This window comes from Blautia sp. HCP3S3_B11, from assembly GCF_052064435.1.
Taxonomy (GTDB): domain Bacteria; phylum Bacillota; class Clostridia; order Lachnospirales; family Lachnospiraceae; genus Blautia_A.
Window position 1 is genome coordinate 65703 of record NZ_JBQHVP010000002.1, and the last position, 23074, is coordinate 88776.

General features: G+C 38.7%; 30 protein-coding genes. 23 read left to right on the plus strand and 7 right to left on the minus strand.

What is annotated here, in order from left to right; all coding sequences use genetic code 11:
* The first annotated feature begins 250 nt into the window (after positions 1-250).
* The 7 genes from ACTNC0_RS01795 (at position 251) to ACTNC0_RS01825 (ending at position 3424) form a co-directional block, all read left to right on the plus strand.
* Positions 251-502, plus strand: a complete 252-nt coding sequence (locus ACTNC0_RS01795; protein ID WP_441086117.1) for a hypothetical protein — start codon at positions 251-253, stop codon at positions 500-502.
* A gap of 18 nt (positions 503-520) precedes the next feature.
* Positions 521-1288, plus strand: coding sequence for a hypothetical protein (locus tag ACTNC0_RS01800; protein ID WP_441086118.1), 768 nt, complete (start codon positions 521-523; stop codon positions 1286-1288).
* Positions 1279-1716 carry a hypothetical protein gene (locus tag ACTNC0_RS01805; RefSeq protein WP_441086119.1) on the plus strand — a complete coding sequence of 146 codons (438 nt, stop codon included), beginning with the start codon at positions 1279-1281 and terminating at the stop codon, positions 1714-1716. Before ACTNC0_RS01800 ends, ACTNC0_RS01805 begins: the two co-directional genes overlap by 10 nt.
* 212 nt (positions 1717-1928) lie before the next feature.
* Positions 1929-2051, plus strand: coding sequence for a hypothetical protein (locus tag ACTNC0_RS01810; RefSeq protein ID WP_256281107.1), 123 nt, complete (start codon positions 1929-1931; stop codon positions 2049-2051).
* 561 nt (positions 2052-2612) lie between these two features.
* Positions 2613-2747, plus strand: a complete 135-nt coding sequence (locus ACTNC0_RS01815) for a hypothetical protein (RefSeq protein WP_441086120.1) — start codon at positions 2613-2615, stop codon at positions 2745-2747.
* Between the two features lie 23 nt (positions 2748-2770).
* Positions 2771-2986 (plus strand): hypothetical protein, encoded by a 216-nt coding sequence (locus ACTNC0_RS01820; RefSeq protein ID WP_441086121.1) that lies wholly within the window; start codon positions 2771-2773, stop codon positions 2984-2986.
* A gap of 21 nt (positions 2987-3007) precedes the next feature.
* Complete coding sequence (locus ACTNC0_RS01825; protein WP_441086122.1) at positions 3008-3424, plus strand: hypothetical protein; 417 nt, start codon at positions 3008-3010, stop codon at positions 3422-3424.
* 50 nt (positions 3425-3474) lie between these two features.
* Here ACTNC0_RS01825 and ACTNC0_RS01830 read toward each other — a convergent pair whose 3' ends face one another.
* A complete protein-coding gene (locus tag ACTNC0_RS01830; RefSeq protein ID WP_441086123.1) occupies positions 3475-3990 on the minus strand; it encodes a helix-turn-helix domain-containing protein in 516 nt (171 codons plus the stop codon).
* Positions 3991-4223: 233 nt separating this feature from the next.
* Between ACTNC0_RS01830 and ACTNC0_RS01835 the strand changes: the two genes are divergently transcribed.
* The 9 genes from ACTNC0_RS01835 to ACTNC0_RS01875 all read left to right on the plus strand — a co-directional run bounded on the left by ACTNC0_RS01835 (position 4224) and on the right by ACTNC0_RS01875 (position 9380).
* Positions 4224-4538: a hypothetical protein gene (locus tag ACTNC0_RS01835; protein WP_441086124.1), complete on the plus strand. Its 315-nt coding sequence runs from the start codon at positions 4224-4226 to the stop codon at positions 4536-4538.
* 49 nt (positions 4539-4587) lie between these two features.
* On the plus strand, positions 4588-4806 hold the full coding sequence (locus ACTNC0_RS01840) for an aspartate dehydrogenase (RefSeq protein WP_441086267.1): 219 nt from the start codon (positions 4588-4590) through the stop codon (positions 4804-4806).
* A complete protein-coding gene (locus ACTNC0_RS01845) occupies positions 4807-5337 on the plus strand; it encodes a hypothetical protein (RefSeq protein ID WP_441086125.1) in 531 nt (176 codons plus the stop codon). It abuts the gene before it with no gap.
* Positions 5338-5472: 135 nt separating this feature from the next.
* Positions 5473-6120, plus strand: coding sequence for a flavodoxin family protein (locus ACTNC0_RS01850; RefSeq protein WP_441086126.1), 648 nt, complete (start codon positions 5473-5475; stop codon positions 6118-6120).
* A 226-nt stretch (positions 6121-6346) separates the two neighbouring features.
* Positions 6347-6970, plus strand: coding sequence for an esterase (locus ACTNC0_RS01855; RefSeq protein ID WP_441086127.1), 624 nt, complete (start codon positions 6347-6349; stop codon positions 6968-6970).
* A gap of 73 nt (positions 6971-7043) precedes the next feature.
* Positions 7044-7226 (plus strand): DUF6440 family protein, encoded by a 183-nt coding sequence (locus ACTNC0_RS01860; RefSeq protein ID WP_441086128.1) that lies wholly within the window; start codon positions 7044-7046, stop codon positions 7224-7226.
* Between the two features lie 202 nt (positions 7227-7428).
* A complete protein-coding gene (locus tag ACTNC0_RS01865; RefSeq protein WP_441086268.1) occupies positions 7429-7713 on the plus strand; it encodes a VOC family protein in 285 nt (94 codons plus the stop codon).
* A 112-nt stretch (positions 7714-7825) separates the two neighbouring features.
* The gene (locus tag ACTNC0_RS01870) at positions 7826-8461 is read left to right on the plus strand and encodes a hypothetical protein (RefSeq protein ID WP_441086129.1); all 636 of its coding nucleotides are present in this window, start codon (positions 7826-7828) and stop codon (positions 8459-8461) included.
* Between the two features lie 352 nt (positions 8462-8813).
* Positions 8814-9380, plus strand: coding sequence for a hypothetical protein (locus ACTNC0_RS01875; RefSeq protein WP_441086130.1), 567 nt, complete (start codon positions 8814-8816; stop codon positions 9378-9380).
* A 236-nt stretch (positions 9381-9616) separates the two neighbouring features.
* Here ACTNC0_RS01875 and ACTNC0_RS01880 read toward each other — a convergent pair whose 3' ends face one another.
* Positions 9617-10996: a citrate/2-methylcitrate synthase gene (locus ACTNC0_RS01880; protein ID WP_441086131.1), complete on the minus strand. Its 1380-nt coding sequence runs from the start codon at positions 10994-10996 to the stop codon at positions 9617-9619.
* A 512-nt stretch (positions 10997-11508) separates the two neighbouring features.
* Here ACTNC0_RS01880 and ACTNC0_RS01885 point away from each other — a divergent pair.
* Both ACTNC0_RS01885 and ACTNC0_RS01890 read left to right on the plus strand, forming a co-directional pair.
* A complete protein-coding gene (locus tag ACTNC0_RS01885) occupies positions 11509-11988 on the plus strand; it encodes an acyl-CoA thioesterase (RefSeq protein ID WP_441086132.1) in 480 nt (159 codons plus the stop codon).
* A 291-nt stretch (positions 11989-12279) separates the two neighbouring features.
* Positions 12280-12666, plus strand: coding sequence for a hypothetical protein (locus ACTNC0_RS01890; protein WP_441086133.1), 387 nt, complete (start codon positions 12280-12282; stop codon positions 12664-12666).
* 82 nt (positions 12667-12748) lie between these two features.
* On the opposite strand, the gene ACTNC0_RS01895 is transcribed toward ACTNC0_RS01890, so the two are convergent.
* Together ACTNC0_RS01895 and ACTNC0_RS01900 are read right to left on the minus strand one after the other, a co-directional pair.
* Entirely contained in the window at positions 12749-13876 is a 1128-nt protein-coding gene (locus ACTNC0_RS01895; RefSeq protein WP_441086134.1) for a ComEC/Rec2 family competence protein, read from the minus strand.
* A gap of 464 nt (positions 13877-14340) precedes the next feature.
* Positions 14341-15837, minus strand: coding sequence for a helix-turn-helix domain-containing protein (locus ACTNC0_RS01900; RefSeq protein ID WP_441086135.1), 1497 nt, complete (start codon positions 15835-15837; stop codon positions 14341-14343).
* A gap of 445 nt (positions 15838-16282) precedes the next feature.
* Between ACTNC0_RS01900 and ACTNC0_RS01905 the strand changes: the two genes are divergently transcribed.
* The gene (locus ACTNC0_RS01905) at positions 16283-16741 is read left to right on the plus strand and encodes an EAL domain-containing protein (RefSeq protein WP_441086136.1); all 459 of its coding nucleotides are present in this window, start codon (positions 16283-16285) and stop codon (positions 16739-16741) included.
* Positions 16742-17019: 278 nt separating this feature from the next.
* Here the strand turns inward: ACTNC0_RS01905 and ACTNC0_RS01910 are convergent, their stop codons facing one another.
* The 3 genes from ACTNC0_RS01910 to ACTNC0_RS01920 all read right to left on the minus strand — a co-directional run bounded on the left by ACTNC0_RS01910 (position 17020) and on the right by ACTNC0_RS01920 (position 18840).
* Positions 17020-17535, minus strand: coding sequence for a hypothetical protein (locus ACTNC0_RS01910; RefSeq protein ID WP_441086137.1), 516 nt, complete (start codon positions 17533-17535; stop codon positions 17020-17022).
* Positions 17536-17693: 158 nt separating this feature from the next.
* Positions 17694-18440, minus strand: coding sequence for a YjiH family protein (locus ACTNC0_RS01915; RefSeq protein ID WP_441086138.1), 747 nt, complete (start codon positions 18438-18440; stop codon positions 17694-17696).
* 109 nt (positions 18441-18549) lie between these two features.
* Positions 18550-18840 (minus strand): hypothetical protein, encoded by a 291-nt coding sequence (locus ACTNC0_RS01920; RefSeq protein WP_441086139.1) that lies wholly within the window; start codon positions 18838-18840, stop codon positions 18550-18552.
* 520 nt (positions 18841-19360) lie between these two features.
* Between ACTNC0_RS01920 and ACTNC0_RS01925 the strand changes: the two genes are divergently transcribed.
* The 4 genes from ACTNC0_RS01925 to ACTNC0_RS01940 all read left to right on the plus strand — a co-directional run bounded on the left by ACTNC0_RS01925 (position 19361) and on the right by ACTNC0_RS01940 (position 22907).
* A complete protein-coding gene (locus tag ACTNC0_RS01925) occupies positions 19361-21172 on the plus strand; it encodes an alpha-amylase family glycosyl hydrolase (protein WP_441086140.1) in 1812 nt (603 codons plus the stop codon).
* Positions 21173-21641: 469 nt separating this feature from the next.
* The gene (locus ACTNC0_RS01930; RefSeq protein ID WP_441086141.1) at positions 21642-22016 is read left to right on the plus strand and encodes a RidA family protein; all 375 of its coding nucleotides are present in this window, start codon (positions 21642-21644) and stop codon (positions 22014-22016) included.
* 603 nt (positions 22017-22619) lie between these two features.
* Positions 22620-22754 carry an alkyl sulfatase dimerization domain-containing protein gene (locus ACTNC0_RS01935; RefSeq protein ID WP_441086142.1) on the plus strand — a complete coding sequence of 45 codons (135 nt, stop codon included), beginning with the start codon at positions 22620-22622 and terminating at the stop codon, positions 22752-22754.
* A 15-nt stretch (positions 22755-22769) separates the two neighbouring features.
* A complete protein-coding gene (locus ACTNC0_RS01940) occupies positions 22770-22907 on the plus strand; it encodes a GHKL domain-containing protein (RefSeq protein ID WP_441086269.1) in 138 nt (45 codons plus the stop codon).
* Positions 22908-23074 lie beyond the last annotated feature (167 nt).

Consider the following 23074-nt stretch of genomic DNA (forward strand, 5'->3'; position numbering starts at 1 on the left):
GTCAAGTATAAGAAACTCCAGGGTTTCTTTCCACGGATAAAGCTGTGGAGATAAGTGTCAGCTTAATTGCAGCAAACGATACAGGTTTGGTAATAGCGATATAGGTTAATGAGATATTGAAAGCATAAGGGTCGCAGAGGTCGCCCATAATTCCCATCAGATATTAGAAGATTTAGATGCAGAATTTGAGTCACAGACAGGCTTAAAGGGGAATGATGTAAAGTTTCTGTTTGCGGCTGTGGGATTACAGATGGCAAGGATTGTCATCCTAAATGAGCTGACGAAGCCAGAAGCAGCCGGACCACAAAACCGGAATGAGACAAAGCTGCACGAATTCCAGGAAAAACTGTTGAAGAGATTTAATACAGGCGGTCCTGTACATGAAAGGCCGTACTATGCTTCTATGGAGCATATTATCACGAGAGCCGGAGTTCCTTATGATACTACATCCGGACTTACGGATGGAGCACTGGCAGGATTATTGAAAAAATGCAGGATCTAGGATTTTGACATATCAGATATGATCCCTGATGAAAAGCTTTCCCTATTTAAGGGAGCGAATCACAGATTTGCAACCTTGGGACATGATCCGATCCTGGGGTTGATCTTTGGCACAGGGAATATTATGACAAATACGATCACCTGTGTTAAAACGCCTGCATTTCTCTCCGGTATTTCTGTGCTGACAACCAATCATGTAGTGTATACTTCCGACTTTAAGGATCCAAGGATCGCTACGTATGGATCAACGTCAGTAATGCTGCAGCAGGCTGCTGAAAGGACAAAAGATCAGCCGGGTGCATTTGTTGCATCGCTCATCAAGCAGCTTATACATATTGGAACGGATCTCTACACCCCATGCGGGATACAAATCCCGGGTGCTAATCTTATCCTCTCCAATACACAGGTAGAGAAATTGACAGGCTATATCAGTGCAGGGGATATATTTAAGGTAGGAACGTCCGCAAAACTGGCCGATTTGATAAACCTTCTGATCAGTACTCTGCATATGCTGATGTATGGCAATCTGTATAGCGCCAGGACAAGGAAAATCGTCCTGTATTCTAATATGATCGCAACCGGGAGCAATGTCATATGGGTTGGCAGCAATATGTACGCAGGGAATGAAGATGCCATCAAGCAGCTTGATATCGGAGGTTTGATCGTGACAGTACAAAGGCTGATATACGATACGGAATATATCCGCCGGATAAAGGAAGAATTTGTTTTTGGCGGATTTAACAAAAAGATCCAGGGAGATGGATTGGAGGATATATCATGGGACTAAAGCGTGGATTATGGAGAAGTACCGGTATAGGAAGGACAATCGATACAGTAAAAAACATAGTAGATGAAGGCAGTATTTCCGGTGGCGTAAAAAGGATGATAAAAGAGGACTGGACGGAAGACAATCCGCTCGGAAAGATGATCTATGACAGTGGCAGGTATGACGGAAAGAAAGAAGGATATGAAGAAGCTTCTGCTGAATATGAGCATAAGCTGATAGAACAGGCCGACCGGTTCCTGACACAGACAAGAGTTTTTGAAGAGGAAAGAGATGAATATGAAAAGCTGCTGGATGAATACGATCAGGAAATAAAGTTGCTGAAAAACAAGGCTGGTAAAACAGATGGGGAGAATAAATACCTGCAGGAATTGTTATTGAAGGAAAGAAAATTGATACAGTTAATTCCAGAGGATGAAGATGAAACGTGAATTACGGCTCTGCCGGCAAACTGTGAGGCACTGCGACATGTCTGACATTAAAAAACGGATATTGTGTTACTGCTCAAAGGTTAGCTGGACTTAGAAGAACCGATGGTGAATACTGATAACAGTGATATTGTCTTTTGGAAGAGATATTTCTCCCAGAGGGAATTAGCTTTCTCCCAAAATCACCATATAATTGGGAGAAAGAAGGAAAGCCTATGAGAGACTTTAACTACCACAAACTGGCAGAGAGAACGTGGGATAATGAAATCCTCTCTTATCTTGCTCAGATACATGAGCATAAATCAAATAACTGGATGATGCACTTGCAAGGTATTTGAGACAAATGCCAAATGAGGATCCGGGATTAACTATTTTATATTATAATATGACCAGAAATGTTCTTTTCGCTTTTAATTGCAAATGGACTGATGGGCAATGAATAATTCGAAAAGGAATCTGAAGAAAAAAGATTAAATAATAAGATAAAAAGTTGAGAGTCTGCTGGTATTATGCTGGCAGGCTTTCTTTGATTCTGAAAACAGGAAATCGGATTCTCTCCGCGGAAGCCCCATATCTGATAATTTGGCATTATGGGAAGAGGAGATTTTTCCGCGGAGACAGATATTATAGTTTTTTACAGACAAGCATATTAATAATATGAGCTTCATCACCGAATGGTTTGTCAGTTTTTTGAATGATGTGGTCAACATGGTAAATTGGAAGTCCATATCTTAATATATCCTTTTCAGTAAGAAAATGGTAGAGAATTATAAAAAGAGAATTCTTGAAATTCGAGAAATATAAAGGTTCAATTCTTCATGATGGAGGTGTATTGTGAAAAAATATTTTGTTATACTGACAATATCAACAGGAAAGCAGAAAATAAATGAGGTGATCAGATGGAAGCAGCACAGAGAATTCGATTGATCCTAATAATAGAAAAAATGGAGAAAAATCCGGAATTCAGCAGTAAAATTGGAATAAAGAATACATCTGAATATTTAGCAGAAAAAGAACGGAAAAAAGACATATAAATGAATTTCAGGAGGAGTAAAAAATGTTAGCATTATTATTTACAATTTGTATGATCTGGTTTGTAGGAAAATTTGTTGTTTTTGGATTAAAAGCATCTTGGGGAATTATGAAATTGCTTTGCACAGTTATTTTCTTCCCGGTGATATTGATTGGTATGGTTTTGGGTGGACTGATGTACATTGCTTTTCCGTTGTTGATTGTCGGTGGCATTATAGCATTGGCAGCATCACATTCATAGTGGATCGGGAGGCAAAAACGAATGGGGTATGATATTGAGAAAGAAAAGAGAGAAGCTATTGAAGCTGGCCGAAGAGCATTGAATAGTCTTCGTACAGCAAAAGAAAATTTGGACAGTGCAAAGAACTGGGGCTTAGTAGATATGTTTGGCGGTGGCTTTTTCACTACGATGTTAAAACACTCTAAAATGGACCAGGCGAAACGGAATATGGAACAGGCAAAGTATGATCTACGTAATTTCAGCAGAGAATTAAATGATGTAAATATGGTATGTAACTTAAATATCAATACTGGAGATTTTCTTTCTTTTGCGGATTATTTTTTTGATGGATTTGTTGTGGACTGGGTGGTCCAGGACCGAATCAATAATGCCAAAAGACAGGTAGAAGAAGCAATTCGAAGGACCGAAAGTATAGTCAGTCAATTGCAGCGTATGTAAGGTAAAGGCAATGAATCCAAAATAGTTCATTGCCTTTCGTGCAGTGTGGATTATTTTAATTTTGCTTTTTCGGCATTTAAAAGTTCAAGATTGAGCCCCTGCTCCCCGGCTGTCTTATCTACCCAAAGATTCAAAGAGTCTATGGCTAAAGAAATCTCATCAAGTTTTTTACTGATATAAGCAAAATCCTTCATTTCATCATCGCTGATTTTACCGTCACGTGCAATTTGGATCAGGCGGCCGGTAAGAGGATTGATTTCATTTAAGCTGGCAATTGTCTCCAAAATGATATTTGACAAATTAGTCACTTCTACTTCTGGAACATAACGCTGGCCTATTTCGCATTTGTGAGAGCAGTAATAATTGCAAAGATCTGGTCTTTTATAGGCATCTGCCATCTGGAGGATATCATAAGGCGTTGGTTCTTGTGTTTCATATTCGAATTTTTCAATTTTTGAATCAGAGACAGCAGTCATTTTTTCACTGGCCTCTGCTCTTGTAAGTCCTGCTGTTTCTCGGCAAAGCTGGTAAATAGTTTTGTTTTCCCTGGTGGATTGTTTACCCATGAGAATTCCTCCCTCGTATATCGCTAGGCATGAGGATTACCTGTCTTCCAGGCCACATGCTGCGCGGTTATTTCATAATATATTTTATTATACTTGATTTGTAAGCTAACAACAAGTAATTGATGGTATAATGTCCATAGGCAAATGAGTGAATGTCGCCTGTTATGCGATTTCAAAAAGAGAAAAGAGTGTTATTCTGAGATATAAGAATAAAGAATCATAAGGAGAATGATATGAGTAAAAAAGGATATAGCAAACCAGGATTATTTGGCTGCATCAACTATTATGATGCAAATGGAAAAAAGGTAGGTGAGAGTCGACCGGGATTTTTTGGCAGTATGAATGATTATGATGCTAATGGTAATAAAATCGGACATAGTTCTCCGTCTTTTTTGGGAGGTATGAATCACTACGATAATAATGGTCACAAAGTAGGCGAGAGCCGTCCTGGATTCTTTGGCAGCATGAAGCATTATGATAATAAGGGGAATAAGCAGGGACATAGTGAGCCGGGATTGTTTGGTGGATATAATCATTACGATGAATAAGAACTGTAAAGGCGGTACAGATATGGCACAGCAGAAAGAAGGCGATAGTATGGGATTGTTCAAAAAGAAAAACGTTAAAAAATCTTATGATAGAGAATGTATGAAACCAGTAATTCGTGCAAGTATTTGCACAGGTGAGCAGGTGGCAGGATTCAAAGATATGCAGACTGGAAAACTGGAAGAAATCATGCTGATCAAGTCTCCCAAGGATTTAGATGATTTTAAAAATGTGTACGGGATAACAGAAGAAATCGAGAAAGAATACTGAATGAGGATAAATATGCATAGGGCGGATAAAAACTATAAGGATTTAAAACAAAAACAAAAAAGTGTAATAGCCGATAAAACATACAGTATGTATTTGACATTCTATCTTGAAAATCAGCGAATGCCGGATGTTTCTGAAATGAATGATATCTGCAAAAGACTGTTTGCAACAGTTCAAGTCCTTGCTCCTAAAACAGGATATGAAGATATTTATAAAATTGTTGAGAAACGTGCATTAGGATATGAATCTCGTATATTGAAAGATATTCAGGATGGGATTACAATAGAAACATTAAATACCCAAAAACAAAGGAAAGCTCCTGAAGAAAAAGTAGCTATTGTGAAACAAAAAGGGCAGCAGAAGCGAGCAAAACGGAAAAAAAAAGTAAGAGATAATCTGAACAAAGAAGAAATCTTGCAGGATGACCGATTTTTCTTTATTGCTGGTTATACCTCCGGCGGTGCACCGTATGGTGTCACCTGGGAAGAAATGGGGCTGAAACCATGGGAAGATTTGGAGGAAAATGAGTAAAAAGATAAGCGTAAAAAATCTGGAACTGTATCAAAAAACCAGCAAGACGTACTCTTATGTCCATGCGGTAGATTATATCCTATGGACGTGGTGCTTTGCCAAAACTGATAGAAAAATCAACGGAGGTTAAATTAAATGAAAGTAATGCTTGTTAACGGAAGCAGTCATCTGCATGGAACAACAATGACAGCTTTGGAAGAGATGATAAAGGTATTTCATTCAGAAGAAGTAGAAACAGAGGTTGTTCAGCTTGGAGGAAAGCCAATAGCAGATTGTCTTCAATGTAATGTCTGTCAAAAAACAGGAAAGTGTGTGATTAAAGATGATGGCGTGAATGAATTTGTTGAAAAGGCTAAAACAGCAGATGGCTTTGTATTTGCAACACCAGTATATTTTGCACATCCAAGTGGACGTATTTATGATTTTTTGGACAGGGTTTTTTACAGTGCTAGAGGTTATGACGCCTTTAAATTTAAACCGGGTGCTGCTGTTGCAGTAGCAAGAAGAGGAGGAACCACGGCAGCTCTTGATGGGATCAATAAATATTTTGGGATTGCGCAGATGCCAGTCGCCGGTTCTACCTATTGGAACATGGTGCATGGACTTTATGGAGAGGAAGCGTCTCAGGATGAAGAAGGTATGCAGACTATGCGGAATCTTGCACGAAACATGATTTGGATGATGCGTTGTTTTAAACTTGGAAGAGAGAGTGGTATTCTGTATCCGGAAACAGAAACTGATGCTTGTACCAATTTCATCAAACGAAGTGATACGTTACGTTAAGCTGATGGCTTTAATTGAAAGTTTTAGAGTTTATTCTTTTATCAGGGAATGGGAAGGCTGAAAAAGTGAATTCGAATTCACTTTTTGAGGAACAAGATGTACTGTAAGATTATGCTGTAGGTATTTATGGATAAAAGAATTGAAAAATCATGAGGTTTCATACATTGATTATAGTATTACAAAATGCTATACTACAGATATCAACTAAAGTATGATGGAGGCACGGATGAAAGCGTATGAATTTGGAAAATCGGATACTGTTCTGATCCAGCCTGTCGGGAAGCACGAACTTTCATGGATAGAGAACGAGGTAAGGGAAATACATAGGTTAACTTCCGCGGATTTCAGGTATATTGCGGTGGAGATTGATAATTGGAACGATGAGCTTTCGCCGTGGAAGGCACCGGCTGTATTTAAGGATGGCTGTTTTGGCGGAGGAGCAGCTAAAACACTGGAGAAAATACTGACGCTTTGTTCAGATAAGAAGAAATACTATATTGGTGGTTATTCTTTGGCAGGACTGTTTTCTTTATGGACAGCATACCAAACAGATGTGTTTACAGGAATCGCTGCGGTATCTCCGTCCGTCTGGTTTCCTGGATTTATTGATTATATGAGGGAACATGAGATTAAAAGCAAAACTGTTTATCTGAGCCTTGGTGACAAAGAGGAAAAGACGAGAAATCCGGTTATGGCACAGGTCGGAAACTGCATCCGGAGCGGGTATGGTTGGCTTAAGGAATGCGGCATAGATTGTACATTGGAATGGAATTCGGGTAATCATTTCCGGGATCCGGATATGAGAACAGCAAAAGCATTTGCCTGTGTATTGAATCAGGCGAATAACTAAATCATATGTGATGCTTGATACGATGCCGGGAGAACAGAATACACAATATCTAAGAAAACTGGAGGATGTTTAAATGGGAAAAAATGATAGGTTCGAAAAGCTCTATTCACAGGGAACCATGAACGTAATGGAAATCTGGGTGGACAGGGAAACGGGTGTAAACTATGTATTTCATGCATCAGGATATGCAGGCGGAATGACTCCGTTGCTGGACAGGGATGGAAGACCGGTAGTTTCTCCAGTACTGAATAAATAAAACGCCTTGTGGATTCATAGGTGGAATGGGGTTGTCCGCGGACAGGCTGCGAACATCATTTTCTCAAATTCTGAACATAGCCTGGGGAATGATAGTATTTCTTAGTTGTAATCAGGGACTTAACACAATCTCTTTCCGGTAAAGAATTTACCTTTGATAAAAGTTGCTTACGGAGGAAGACACGGACAGAAAAAAACTTGACCTGAAAGATTTTACATTGGTAGAACTGGTGGTTGTGATTGCGGTTCTTGCCCTTCAGGACAGAAAGATCTGGGAAAGTTTTCTGGAAAAAGAAGTGATTTTGCGGAGTAATTCTACAGAGCTTTATTTTGAGGAATACGACCTGGATGCGTTCGTGGAAAAACTGGAACGGCTGTATCCGCGGATCCAATATGTAAACAAGCTGATGACACTCAGCTGGGGGCAGAAGGTTGTCCGGTTCTATGATCCGGATGGAAATCTGATCGAGGTAAGGACACCTGCTTAAGTGTTGATCATATACAAAAATATAAAGGCATCAGTCGATAAGGTGGCTGATGCCTTTGGTAACAATACTGTGAGATTTTTTTCGGGACGGATGAGGAAAAAGTTTAGAAAGGATGAGATCATTGGACTGGAGACAGGATAAGGATTACCTTGATTATATCGACAGCGGGGAATCCGCGGCAGTATATATAGTCAAAAATATCGTAAAGTCATTGGATACAAAAAACATGTGGGTGGATGTCGTATCGCTGAGTACTTATTGTAAAAGAGGCTCTGGAAATATTGCGTTTAACTGGATCATTGTGGAGTTGTTTCCGCGGAAAATAAAACCAAAGTATGACACTGATCCGGATTACAACAGATACCTGACCTGGCTGACTGCACATGAGGATATTGAGAAACAGCGGGATTCCGGTTTCCATGGAGAAAAGTTTCTTGTACTGTGTGACCTGTATGACAAAAATAAGAATAAATTTACTACCCATACAGTGATCGCTAAGAAGTATTGGGAACCGATGGAAGCCTACCGTCCCATGGAGATCAAAAATCCTGTTGATCCTGAATGGGAGTATCGGATCCGGGCGGTTAAGAAAGTCAATGCAAAACAGATAAGGTATATCGTGGGCCATGAGTATGATCTGGAAGAAAAGATCAGGAAAAATGGGCGGCCGACTCTGCGGATACTGGGAATAGAGGATGGGGCTCCGCGGAGAAATCCGCGGTGTTTTTTTCTGACATTTTGTGACTGAAATAAGTTTGACTGATGACAAGTAAGATCAGTTTTGTTATAATTTCAATATATATGAAAAGTTAGCAAGGAGATATGAACGTATGTTTAAAGAAATGGAAGATATTAAAGTTGGTATGACAAGAAACTCAGATGAAGATAATTCATCTGGGTTTTTTATATTTTTCGTGCTAAAGTCACTTTGCATTTTTTAACTGTATAATAATTTCATCCAAACATGAGACAGGTTCGGAAAATTATGATAAAATTTTAAGGAACAACTTGCCGAAAAATATCTCCATGAAGTATATCCGGATTACACCGGAGAAGAGGAGGATGAATACGAGAAAGAAGAGTTTCCGATCCCGGAAAATATGAAACAGGATTTTTTCGAATCCTCGGAATATGAATACTATGTAGAAACTGCAAAGGCATTGATCAAGCGTATTCAGAAATATCTGAATAAACCCGAGGATGAGAAGATCTACGTGATCAATAAACAGAATCATCTGCTCATTTCGTATGACGACAAAACAGAATCTGCTGATGACTCCGAATGGGGGAAGGAATATGCTCGTACCCTCCAGCACTTCGAAATCCTTAAGGCAAAATTAAATGTATCCAGAGAGCATGCTATCGATACCTTTGATCGGCTGACAGAAAGCGACACGAGGATTCTGGGTGAAATGTACCATCTACATGAGCTCAACCGAATCGTATGTCTGGGAATGTATTATGTTCTTATTGAGGATCGTTTCGATTACTTTGTAAATCCGGATGGCACATTAAAAGAAAATGTGGTATTTGAGAAATACGGGACAGAGGATCATCTAATGGTCAGACGTAAAGAGGACGGAGTTATCTATGATCACGCGATTGCATGGGATGACAAACACGCCTACAAGATCCTCGAATATGAAGAAAAAAGAGTAATCTGCTAAGAAAACATTTTGAGTGGTAACAAATGACCATGTGTAAGAATTAAGGGAACAGATTCTGGACAGAGTGGCCGAACTAAAAAATTAATAGACAAAAATACATTTCTGAGAGAATTACTTCCCCGGAAATGCGTTTTGTTCATTTTTCTCTAAGAATACTTATTCTTTAACAAAACCCCACAAGCGATAAAAAACAGGCTGCAGATTCAACCGCAGCCTGTAACATTTCTTATATAAAATTATCTCTCATCAAAAGCAACAAAATCTGTATGATGTCCCACATACTTATAAGCTGGACGAATGATCTTATTTGCATTAATCAGCTCTTCCAGACGATGAGCACTCCAGCCAGGCATACGTGCGATGGCGAAAATCGGAGTAAACAACTCTTCCGGAATGCCAAGCATGCTATATACAAATCCACTGTAGAAGTCTACGTTAGCGCAAACATTCTTGAACAGTTTTCTATGCTCCATAATCAGTTTTCCGGCAATTCCTTCAACTCTGTCGTAGAGCTCAAATTCCTCCGTCATTCCTTTCTCCTCAGCCAGTGCCTGAGCAAAACGTTTCAGGATTACTTCACGAGGATCAGAGAGAGTATAAACTGCATGCCCCATACCATAAATCAGTCCTGCATGGTCGAATGCTTCTTTATTCAGAACTTTCTGCAGATAATCAACGATCTCATCCTCATTATCCCAATGTTCTACATGAGCTTTCAAATCAGAAAACATATTCTGTACTTTCAGGTTTGCACCACCGTGACGAGGACCTTTCAGCGATCCGATTGATGCAGCAGTGGAAGAGTAAGTATCTGTACCTGAAGAAGTTACTACATGAGTTGTAAAAGTAGAGTTATTACCACCGCCATGCTCAGCATGAAGAATCAGCGCAATATCCAGAACTTTTGCCTCCAGTTCTGTATATTTCCCATCCGGACGGAGCATAAGAAGAATATTCTCGGCAAGAGAGAGTCCTCTCTGCGGATTGCGGATAAATAAGGTATCGTCTTTACGGAAATGGCGATATGCATGATAAGAATATACTGCAATCTCAGGAAGCTTCGCAATCAATTCAAGAGACTGACGAAGTACATTCTCCGGAGAAATATCTTCCGGATTATCATCATATGTATAGAGTGCAAGAACACAGCGCTGCATGGCATTCATGATATTTGCGTTGGTTCCTTTCATAACTACATCACGGACAAAACGACCGCCCAGATCTTCCATGTCAAACATCATATCCAGAAATCTTGCAAGTTCCTCTTTATCAGGAAGCTTGCCAAAGATCAGAAGATAAATGGTTTCTTCGAAACCAAAATGTCTGCCCTTCAGACCACTGATAATATCCTGCACATTGATTCCCTGATAATATAAACGACCATCAGCCGGAATCTGTCTCCCGTTGATCAGGTTGTAGCCGTTGACATCAGAAATTTCTGTAAGACCTGTAAGGACACCCTTACCTGCGGAGTCACGCAGACCTCTTTTTACATCATATTCTACATACAGATTGGGATCAATATGATGATTCTTGAGCAGTTCCTGTTCAAAGAATCTCATTCTTTCACGAAGCTGTTTGGAGTCCTCCAGACTCATCATTTCATGTTTTTCCATAATATCTTTCCTCATTTCCCCAGTTATTATGCAGGTATTTCTGCTAAAAAACACTGATACAGTGAAGAGTGGATGCATCCTTGCGATCAGTGTTTTAGTATGACGAACATTTGTATTTATACCTATTTAATGATTGTACAGGAAAGTAGTGGGAAAGGCAAGCTAAAGATTGTATTTTTTTATATACAATTGTATTAAAGTGCTAACACTTTAAAATTCTACAGAGCTAACAAATATTTTCAGAAAAGAAATGTGTATTACATAAATAAAATAGAATGGTAACATAAATAAGCCAAATGTGCTATAATAACCATGTTTATAACCCGTATTTGTATATTTATGTTTCCGTTAAGTGGGAAATTTACCCTATATGCACATAACATATAATATTTCCAGTCCGAAAACAGATACATATATAGATATAGATTAGCAGAATTTACAGACAAGAAGTAAATGAAGAAGTAACTGAAGAAGCAAATAAAGAAATACATATAAAAAGGAGTATATAAGAAATGTCAGAAAGAAAAATGAAACGAGTAAAAGACTCACTAACAGAACAATCTCACTTATTAATGCCTAAATGTCTTAACGCAGCCGGATATTTATTCGGTGGTCAGCTGCTTGCATGGATTGATGAAACTGCAGGAATTGTTGCCAAGCGCCATGCAGAGATGAACGTTGTAACTGTAGCAGTAGATAATATGTATTTCAAAGCCGGAGCAAAAGTAAATGATACCATTGTACTGATCGGACGGCTTACTCATGTCGGACGATCTTCTATGGAGGTACGTATCGATACCTACTGTGAAGCTCTTGACGGAACAAGAACCATGATTAACCGCGCTTATTTCACAATGGTCGGAACAGATGAACAGCAGCATCCGGTAGAAGTTCCGGGACTTATCATTGAAGGAGTTACTCAGCAGATTGAGAATGAAGCAGCACAGAAACGTGCCAAACTCTGGAAAGTCCGCAGACATGAGGGATTTTAACCGAATCAGCCAAACTGTAAAAACGGATTATAAATCTTTGTTTTGATCTAAATCAACTTAACTGATCGTATATATGATATGCGATTTTCTGATTCGTATCAGTCAGATATCACACATCATATATGCGATTTTTTTATTTCTTTATTCTCATAATGAATTATATAATTTGTCTTTTCACCTGTATGATAATTCTATCAGAAGCTATCAGATATCATGTAACCTCATTATACATGATCCTCATAAAAATCCCCACGATCAGCTTACATCTATCATTTCAGGGAGGAGCAGATTATGACTGAAACACTTAAAGAAATCATTTCACGTCTTCGCAATTACACAACTTCAGAGCTTTGTGACGGAGCAGTGGACTATCACACAATGGATTACCATATCCGCAGACAGGTTTCTGACAAAAATATCGTCGGACCGGTATTTACTATTAATCCGCCAAAAGGAATCAGTGGTATCATTCCGGATGCAATCTTACAGGCAGAAGAAGGTGATGTTCTGGTGGTAGCCGAACAAGGCTTTGGTGCCGGATCTTACTGGGGAGATCACAGAAGTATCTGTGTCAATATGAAAGGACTGGAAGGAATCGTCATAGACGGTGCTTTTCGCGACCTGGAAGATTTTATCACCTATATAGAACGGGACGCAAAGGAAGTTGAAGGGCATTAATCAACGCTTCAATAAAAAAAAGAGAACCTTACACGATCAAAAGATTGTGACAGGTTCTCTTTTATTTATAAATTAAAGTTTTTTAGTAGCATTTGCTACATGGACCATAACCCATGGCTTCTGCCTCTGACTGTGTAACCTGTCTGGCTGTATCAGGATTCATTCTTCCACAATTCGGGATACTATGATATTTTTCTCCGGTTGCAGGTATCCATACCATTGCGCCTGTTGCCGCAGAAGAATCTTCCTGCACAGAATTCTGCTCAGAAACTGTTGTTTCTTCATGGTATGATATTCCGTCGGATGATGAGTCACCAGATGAATTTGCGGATGAATCTCCGGAAGAATAATCATTACAAGGATTCTGAGACCAGTTGATCGTTGTTCCGTCAGATACCGCGATAATAGTTCCCTGTTTATCTGTACGAAATACAGGAATTTCCATATCCGATAATCGTCCCATTGTCTCTGCTGATGGATGATTATACTGGTTATTCACACCGCAGCTTATCACCGCATAAGACGGAGAGGTTGCCTCGAGGAAATCCCATGTGGTTGAACTTGCAGAACCATGATGTCCAATAGAGAGTACATCACAGTCAAGGTTCATTCCTGTACTGATCATATCCTGCTCACTGGTTTCTTCCGCATCACCGGTAAAAATAAAACTGTTTGAACCATTTTCCAGTTTGATTACAAGAGAGTTATCATTACTATTCTGGCTGATACCACTTGGAGCCAGGACAGTAAAACTTCCGGTACCAAAATCAAATGTATCACCGACAGATGGATACTGTACAATAATCGCATTTGCAGTAGCTGTATTCATAAAGGTGTTAAATAAATTAGAAGTATGTACGTAATCCGGTCCTAAGACGTTACTTACTTCGAAAGTATTTAAACATGGAATAAGACCTCCGAGATGATCCTCATCATAATGAGAAGAGATCATATAATCAATCGTCTGTACATTTTGCTGTTGTAAGTATGATACAACTTCATCGGTGTGGTTCTGATCACCACCGTCATATAACAGGTTTTGTCCTCCGGACTGCACCAGAATAGCATTTCCCTGTCCGACATCCAGAAAATGAACTGCCATTTCTCCGTTTGTTTCCGCATTTACTGTCAGCGCTGCCTGAGGTGCTAAAGTAAACAGCAAAAGAAACAGCGACAAAAACAATGATATCAATTTGTTTTTTCTCTTCATAAGAAAGTCCTCCTAAGTATTTATAGCAATATGATTATACCACTTATTTTATGCAAATCATATTCCACAGATAAAAAAGGTTATAACGACATCCTTTTATGTTACTGTTCACTGCGTTCTCAGTAACACGCTTCGCGATGCACAGAATTTATGCTATTCGCTACAATAAAACCAGAAAGTATAACAGTTCAGCAGCTTATCTCACAGAAATTACAGTCTGTACATTACTTACAGAATAACATTTACTGAACAGTTATTTATAAAGTCACTCATTCAAAAAGACTAACAGAAAAATGTACGGAAAAACTCAGGAAAGCACACAGATTTTCCTGCTGAATTACATCGAAACCAGCATCCTTGTATCAGGAGGGGTACAAGCCCCTCCTGATAAACTGCGAAGCAGTTATTCAGTTATGAGCAAATAGCGGAAGCAGATTGCTTGATTCGGTTAAATTTTTCCGTTCCTATCGTTCTTTCTTCTGGTTCTTCAATTCATCAATCAGTGTTTGTACAAATTCCGCTGTCTCTTTCCCACTGTAGAGCCCACTGTCATCCAGGCTGGAGAGATAATCCATAAAAGTAGTCAGAATACTGGACTCATTGATGATCAGACAGGTCGTCCGGTTATGAATATTGTTAAATAACATATATCCAAAGGTACTGTTTACGCACAAATGCAGATTATCAGAAAGCTGATTCAACGGCTTCTTAAGCAGACGGTAATTGCCATTTTTGCAGCATGGAAGAATACGGCATAATAAGCGGATTCTTTCCGATACAGTAAGCGGCCTGTAAAAATTATCCGGTATTTCTTTTATCCGGCCTTTTTCAGCAAAGTCAGCAAGACCTCTTTTCGTAAAATAGACATTTGCCAGACCATTTTCCATTTTTGACTGATTCACCTGGAGTAGGGCCGTCATCTTTTTAATAGCATTATCCCTGTCAGGAAATTCCGGTATGATTGCCTGGCTGAGAAGCTGCCTGTCAATAAATGGAACCATACAGGCCTCCGGCTGCAATACATAGCTTGGCGTTTCTGTATACACAGGACTTTCAAAATCATTTCCATCCATTGACAGATATTCCGTGGTCAGAAATAGCGGCTGACATTTATCCTGATAAGAATCATACAGACTCCAGAGCATGGAAACCACCGCAGAATCCCTGTAAAAAATCCCTCTTGTATAATCAGAATTACAGGTAATTACATATTCTGATGACAAAATCATACAGGAGAGACCATTCATGCTGTAATAATGTGCAAAAATATCCTCATAGAAATAATACGGATGATAGTCCATACTTGAAAAATATAACGGAAGTATTTTATTTAAATACATCAGATTATAAATCTCATGATTCTCTGTCATCTGGTTTGTTTTACTCATACAAAATGTATGTTCAATTTTCAGATGTCCGGCAGGTTTCAAACTGGAAAGCATATTTAACAGAAAACCATAATCCGGCTGCAATAAAAGCGCAATTTTGCCGGAAGGCTTCTGTGTTTCCGAAGAAATCATATAGTGCAGCAGATGGTTTAACTCCAGATGAGTAGAGACTACTGTGCAATCAGACGTATTTACCGGAGTCTGAATATCTGTATCTGTTTTATAATCATTCTCATCCTTTATCTTCTTCAGATCGTCCAGAAACAGAACCGGTTCTCCGGAGAAATTTCTGGGGAAGTTCATGAGATATTTTTCTGTGTATTTTCGCTTATAATAAAGATCTTTTCCCAGTTTGGAGATCAGATAAGCCTCCTTAAATTTACGATATTCTACGGGAGTAAGATGAAGAAATTCTGCAATTCTCTGGAATACTTCCATGGAAGTCGGATTTCGTTTTCCGTTTATAATCTTATACATGGTAGAACGGTCAAGGTTACAATATTCCAGAAGAGAGTAAACTTTGATTTCCTTTTCATCAATATAGGAACTAAGTAAATCGGAAAATTCAGACATAAATTAAACACACCTCAATATATTTCATTTCAGGTGACAGCTCAGTATTATATGCGAAAACAAGTTTCTACCCACTGCTTATTGCTCATCGCAATTAAAGTAGGAGGCTTACTTGTTTCGATTAAGTATTCACTGTCACCAGTGTATTAACTATACCATTTTTAGACGAAATATAAAAGACAAAATGCATTACATTTTTATAAAAATCAAGTATAAAAAATACTGTTCGCACCATTATTTCGCAAGAGGTTTTTGCATATATGCACTAAACTCCTGTAAATACAAGCCAAAATTCTATTACGATAGGTAATCTGAAATAAAGCTTAATTATACAAGATAAAATTTCTCAATAATCAAAAAAAGACTTCTTTTCGTTATAAATCATGGTATACTTTGTTAGTCAAATCTAACAGTAGCATATAGATAAGAAATGGAAGGAACAATTATGCCATTAAACTTAGCAGATTTTAATAAGAAATACCGGATAAGCAAAGTCTGCGGGCAGGAAAAGCAGCGCCATTATCTGGAATCTACTTTTATTCATAACATTGAATCCGTAAATGCCATGATCCGTTTCTTTCACGACAAAAATATACGGATATCCATGGATGATTTCGGTTCAGGCTATTCCTCACTGAATACTTTAAAAGATATCCTGTTTGACGAAGTTAAAATAGACAAGCGTTTTCTTTCAGATGATCTGTCCGAAAATGGAAAGATCGTCCTTCAGGAAATTTTTCATCTGTTAAAACGGACCAAGAAATTTATTGTTTGTGAAGGTGTGGAAACAAAAGAAATGGTAGATTTCCTTGTAGGAGAGGGATGTGATGAGCTTCAGGGGTATTACTACTATAAGCCTATGAATCAGGAATCATTTGAACAATTGTTGCAGAAAACATTCTGATCAAACCTGCCTGAAGAGTTTTTATATTCTAAAATATTACGGAGTAGTACAGCGAAAATTAAGTAACTGCTATATTGACGCAGATGAAAAATCAGACAAGTCAATATAGCAGTTACTTAACATTCGCTGTAGTAGTCCCTTAAACAAATAAAGACTTCAGTTACTAACTTATAAATGTCAGTAATGAAGTCTTTATTATATATCATAGAAATTATCTTTATACGATCAGCAAATCTCTTTATATAGAATCTGGTCTTATGTTCCTGTATCAGATTAATTTAATAAGTTATCTGCTCAGCATTGTCATAATTATCTTCCTCTGTATCATCCAGACTGCCGTCAATATTATCACCCGTTGTATCATCGATTGGATAATCAATCTGGTCTGAAGAGTCATCCCCTGATTCATCACCAGATGTCTGATCATCATTCCCAGTATCAGAAGATCCATCCTCATTATCAGTATTATCATATTCCTGATCAGAATTATCCTGTTGATCATCATAAGTATTATCATTATAGGAAGAATCATTATAATAAGAATCGTCATAGCTGCTGCCATCATCTGAATTATCATCATAATTGCTTTCCTGCGTATAAATGGGAAATCCATTCTCCTCAGCCTGTTCTTCTGCCTGCGCCTGAGCCTCTGCTGCTGTTTCCGGTGCTTCTATAAAGTTTGTAACCGCTTTTGATACGGTATTTCCGGTAGGAGCGACAACAGAAATTGCAAACATCGCACCACAAAGCAGAACAGCAGTTCCGGCAATCTGAATTTCATCTATATGTCTCATAAAAATATATCTCCTTGTAAAAAACTTAATACCATAACATGATTCCTGATCTGATTATATACCTTAAATATGTTTTTTTGTAGAGTAAATTTTAACCATGTGCACAGTAACGTAGCCAAAACACCTCGCGGGATAGTGGTGTGTGAACAGTAACTTGTTTACATCACAATATTTGCAAATAACACGATCAGCGGAATCGCTATCAAAGTTCGCTCAAGGAAGAGGATAAGCAGCTTCCAGAAGTTAAGTGGAATTTCACTTTTAATAATAATAGTTCCAACTTCTGTCAGGTAAATAATCTGTACCAGTGAAAGGACACCGATCACAAATTTAGTTTTCACAGACTGTACACCTGTAATCAGAAGTGCAGGAATGAACATATCTGTAAATCCTACCAGCGTAGCCGGTGCAACTGCAAAAGCTTCTTTTACGTCAAACAGCTTCAGATATAATCCCATCGGATAGAAAATCCACTGGAATACAGGTGTATAAACCGCAATTACAAGCGCAATCGTACCCCACGCAACAACGATCGGAATCAGATCAAAAAACATACCCATAACAACTTCCAATCCGCTGGCAAGTACATTTTTAAGGTGGAAATTTTCTGCACGTTTACAGCTTAATTCCAAAGCATAATTCAGAGTTCCTTTTTCCTGTGGAGTATCTTCATTAATCTGTTTTCCGATATTTTCGCGATAGGTATTCGGTACTGTGCGGATCGGAGGGATTCTCGCAATGATCACTGCAAGAATAATACCAACTACGCAGATGCACAGATAAAATGCCAGGAACAGATTGGAAATTCCAATCGTATCTGCAACCATCAGACAGAATGGAATGGATATGAGAGAGAAGTTAGTCATAATATATCCGGCTTCCCTTTTTGTATAGAATCCTTTCATTACTGCTCACGAGTAAGGATAACAGCAGCATTGGAAGCACCAAACCATGATGCAATCAGGTCGATAGAAGTCCTTCCCGGTACGTGGAATAACGGACGTACGATCGGTTTTAACAAAACACCCATAAACTCCATGATTCCACAGTCTGTATTCTTACGAATCCAGTCTGGTTTACAGAAATAATCATATCTTCCGTAACTTCCATTTCCCGTAAAGTTGTCGGAATATCCAGTGTCTGCAGAAACGCCTTTAACTTCAAAGCCTCTTCTCTGTTATGATCCACAAGAAGCTGAACCAGAACCCCATAGGCAACAACGTTTCCATGAAGATAATGCTCTTCAAATCCCGGAAGAAGTACCAGTGCATAGTAAACAGAGTGAGCGATCGCACAGTTGTTCAAGAAATTCCTGAATGTCGATCAATACAAAATAAGTTCCCTGTGGTACATTATGTTTTAAGTCGATACGGTCAAGTCCTTCCAGAAAATATGCACTTTTGCTACAAAGAAGCAGTATGGGATGAATTAACAGTAGAAGAGAGAGATTATATCACAAGAATTTCCATTCCGGTATTGACTTAAAGTCCACTTTCAGTTGTATGATTTTTTCCAGAAAAAGTGACAATTCCGTAATTTATACAATCGCATCTTGCGAAATCGTCACCGAAAAAGTAATTTCACCGGCAGAAGCACTAGAAAGGGCTGCTCCTTTTCAGGGATAATACATAACATTGCTCAAAAAACGACTGCTGTATTATATCAATTCCGGTATAATACAGCAGTTATTTTCACATCAATACATTGACGCGGTGATTTCAAAAACAAAAATATTGAAAAAAACTGGATTCTATCCTCGAAATCTGCTATTATATAAAAGATATGTATATATTTTCAAACTATAACTAAAACAGAGGTGGCATTTATGAGCTGGTATAACGAGGCAATATTCTATCACATTTATCCACTGGGCTTAACCGGAGCACCAAAAACTAATGATTACAGTGCGCCAGTCTCCCGTCTGAACACATTACTCCCATGGATCGATCATATCAAAGAAATCGGATGTACTGCATTATACATCGGACCTTTATTTGAAAGTGTCGGTCATGGATATGAAACCACCGATTATAAGAAGCTTGATTCCCGTCTGGGTACTAACGAAGATCTCAAAAATTTCGTAGCAGTCTGTCACGAAAAAGGAATTAAGGTTATCTTTGACGGTGTATTTAATCATACAGGTCGTGACTTCTTTGCATTCAAAGACATTCAGCAGAATCGTGAACATTCCAGATACCTTAACTGGTACTGCAATATAAACTTCGGTGGAAATAATGAATATAATGACGGATTTTCATATGAAAACTGGGGCGGATACAACCTCCTGGTAAAATTAAACCAGAGAAATCCGGAAGTCCAGAATTATATCTGTGACGTAATTCGTTTCTGGGTATCCGAATTTGATGTAGACGGAATCCGTCTGGATGCAGCAGATGTCCTTGATTTTGATTTCATGCGTGCCCTTCGCCGTACAGCAGCAGAAGTAAAAGAAGACTTCTGGCTTATGGGTGAGGTTATCCATGGTGATTACAGCCGCTGGGTAAACGGAGAAACCCTTCATAGCGTAACCAACTATGCACTTCACAAGGCACTCTACAGTGGTCACAATGACCATAACTATTTCGAAATCGCCCACACGGTAAAATATCTCCTGAACATGGGGAATCTGGATCTCTACAACTTTGTGGACAACCATGATGTAGAACGTATCTATACCAAACTGTCAAATAAAGCGCACTTTGCTCCGGTTCATGTATTACTTTATACACTTCCGGGAATCCCAAGTATTTATTATGGTTCTGAATTTGGTATTGAAGGAAAGAAAGAGAAATTCTCCGATGACAGCCTCAGACCTGCATTAAATCTGAAAGACTATGCAGATGCCACAACAACAAATCCAAATACAGCCTTGATTGCAGCACTTGGAAAGGTAAGACAGCATACCCCTGCATTAAGCTATGGAAGCTATGCCGAACTCCAGCTTACTAACCGCCAGTTTGCATTTGCCCGTGATCTTGACGGAGTCCGCGTGATCGTTACCGTAAACAACGATGACAATGCAGCAGGAATGAACCTTCCGGCTGGAAATTGCGCTGAATATGTCGGAGCCCTTACCGGACAGAAAGTATCTGTTGAAGGTGGACGAATCAATGTGACAGTAGCTGCAAACAGCGGTGAAATCTGGGTTCCGGCAGGCATGATGTCAGAAGATACGCAGATAAAAATCGAAAACGTGACAGCTACTAAAGAAGAAACCGCCGAAAATATGGCAGCTCACACAACAGATGCTCAGGCAACATCTGATGCTGAAAATTCTGCGTCTATTGAGACAGCCGAAACTGAAGATGCAGCAATTAAAGAAGCAGCAACTAAGGAAAATACGTCAGATCTTGCCACACAGGAAACTGTTGCCGCGAGTGAGGCATCTGTAGGTGTAAATGCAAACAAAACACCATCAGAAGAAACTGATAAAACAGACGAAACTCCGGATACAGCATCCAAAACAATAACTGTAGATTCAAACAAAACCCCGGAAGACATGACAGTAGAAGAATTACAGCTTTCCATCCTCGCCAAAATGGCAAAGAACGGTCCTGTTACCGATCAGATGAAGAAAACGGTATATGACAATATCTGGCATGATTCCCTGGTAAACTGGATGAAGAGTTTTCATTAAGATTTAACCAGTCAACTTGTTAAACAAGGGAATTCCGCGTACTGCGCGCAACCACTGAATTGTCTGCGATAATAAATATCAGGACGCAAGAACAGAAATCACTTCCGATGTATCAGATTCTGAAAAAAATTGCCGGACACGATCTTCAAAGATGCAGATAAGGCTCTTTATGAAGTAAAAGAACATGGGAAACATGGCTGCGGATTTTATGATGGGACGCAAAAATAGATCACTATTTACAGCAAAGTCATTGTTTATCATAAAATGATGAAACAATGGCTTTGCTTGTTATATCATAAAAAATCACTCCGTAATGTTCCTATAGTGCGCTAAGAGAGCCCCAAATTTTATCAGGTAATTATTATAGCGATTATTTTTTTTGCCATTGACTAAATATTTTTTTGATGCTAATATAGGGCTATAATTATTGATAAATCAATAACACAAAATCGTACGGGAGGAATCACTCATGAAAACACTTGAAACTAAAAATGCACCAGCAGCAATCGGACCATATTCTCAGGCAAAAATGACAGGAAACTTTGTATTTGCTTCCGGCCAGATTCCGGTAGACCCAGCAACAGGTGAAGTTGCAGGAGATACAATTGAAACTCAGGCAGAGCAGTCCTGCAGAAATGTAGGTGCAATCCTTGAAGCAGCCGGACTTGGCTTTGACAATGTCGTTAAAACAACCTGCTTCCTTGCTGAAATGGCAGATTTTGCTGCATTTAACGCAGTCTATGAGAAATACTTCACAAGCAAACCAGCGCGTTCCTGCGTTGCTGTTAAACAGCTTCCAAAGAATGTTCTGTGCGAAGTAGAAGCTATTGCAGTTGTTGAATAATCTGAACAGATAAATAATGTTTTTATCAAATACAGGGAGAATCGTTTCGTACAATTCTCCCTGTGGTAAGCCTGGATAAAGGAGAACCTTATGCCGTTTATGATGAGCATGGTTTGACGCAAACATTATTTCCAGCTATTTTGATGGCAAATATCCATGGACACGACTGGGATATACATATGACTGGGCTATTAATGGACAAGAATATGGTTTATCTGAATTTATCATCAAAAAAGATAGTGATGTAACAGTGGCATATACCGTTAATCTTGAAGAAATGATTAAAAAACTGGATGAAAATTCCTGGAACCCAGAAAGTGAAGTCCAGAAATAACAAACAGAAATCTACTACAAATCCTGGTATCCATTTTACCTTGTATTCTTAAGGATTTTAGCATATTCATGCCAAAACACCTTGTGAGATAGCAAACTGCTGAATAGTTACGAATTATCAGTTAATACATTTCATTCCAGATACTTGCAGTTCATTCCCTGCATTATAATATTGGGCATTCTTATGATAGGCTGAAAACAGTTAAATTATTATAGAACGCATAATTAACAGTAATATCAAATCAAAAGATAATACTAAGGAGGTCCAATATGAAGAAGAGAATTGCGCATGCACTAGAACAGCTTGGCTATCAGGCAGAATCCGGTGCATGGAGAAATGCATATCTGGTAGCAGCATCTGAACTTAGAAACGGTACAGATATGTATCCGCCAAAGCCAATTTAATCAAATCAAGTAAAAATCCTTTCCCGTAAGCGAAAAGATGAGACAGGAATCGGTATCCGCTCTATGCAGCAGATCTGCGAAAAATATAATGGGACCAGTCGATTTGAAGCAGCAGGAAACCAGTTTGAAGCAAGTTTTATGATACATATATAAAAAAGATACCGGATTGTAATGATATATTCCGCTGGATTATCAGCAAAACCTCATTTGCAAAACCGGTATCTTTCTTTATTTTTTAATGTTTATTTTTCACTTTCGGAAAAAGCATACAATTTCTCTTGAATTTCCCAAATAACCTGTATTATAATAGATTGATTAAC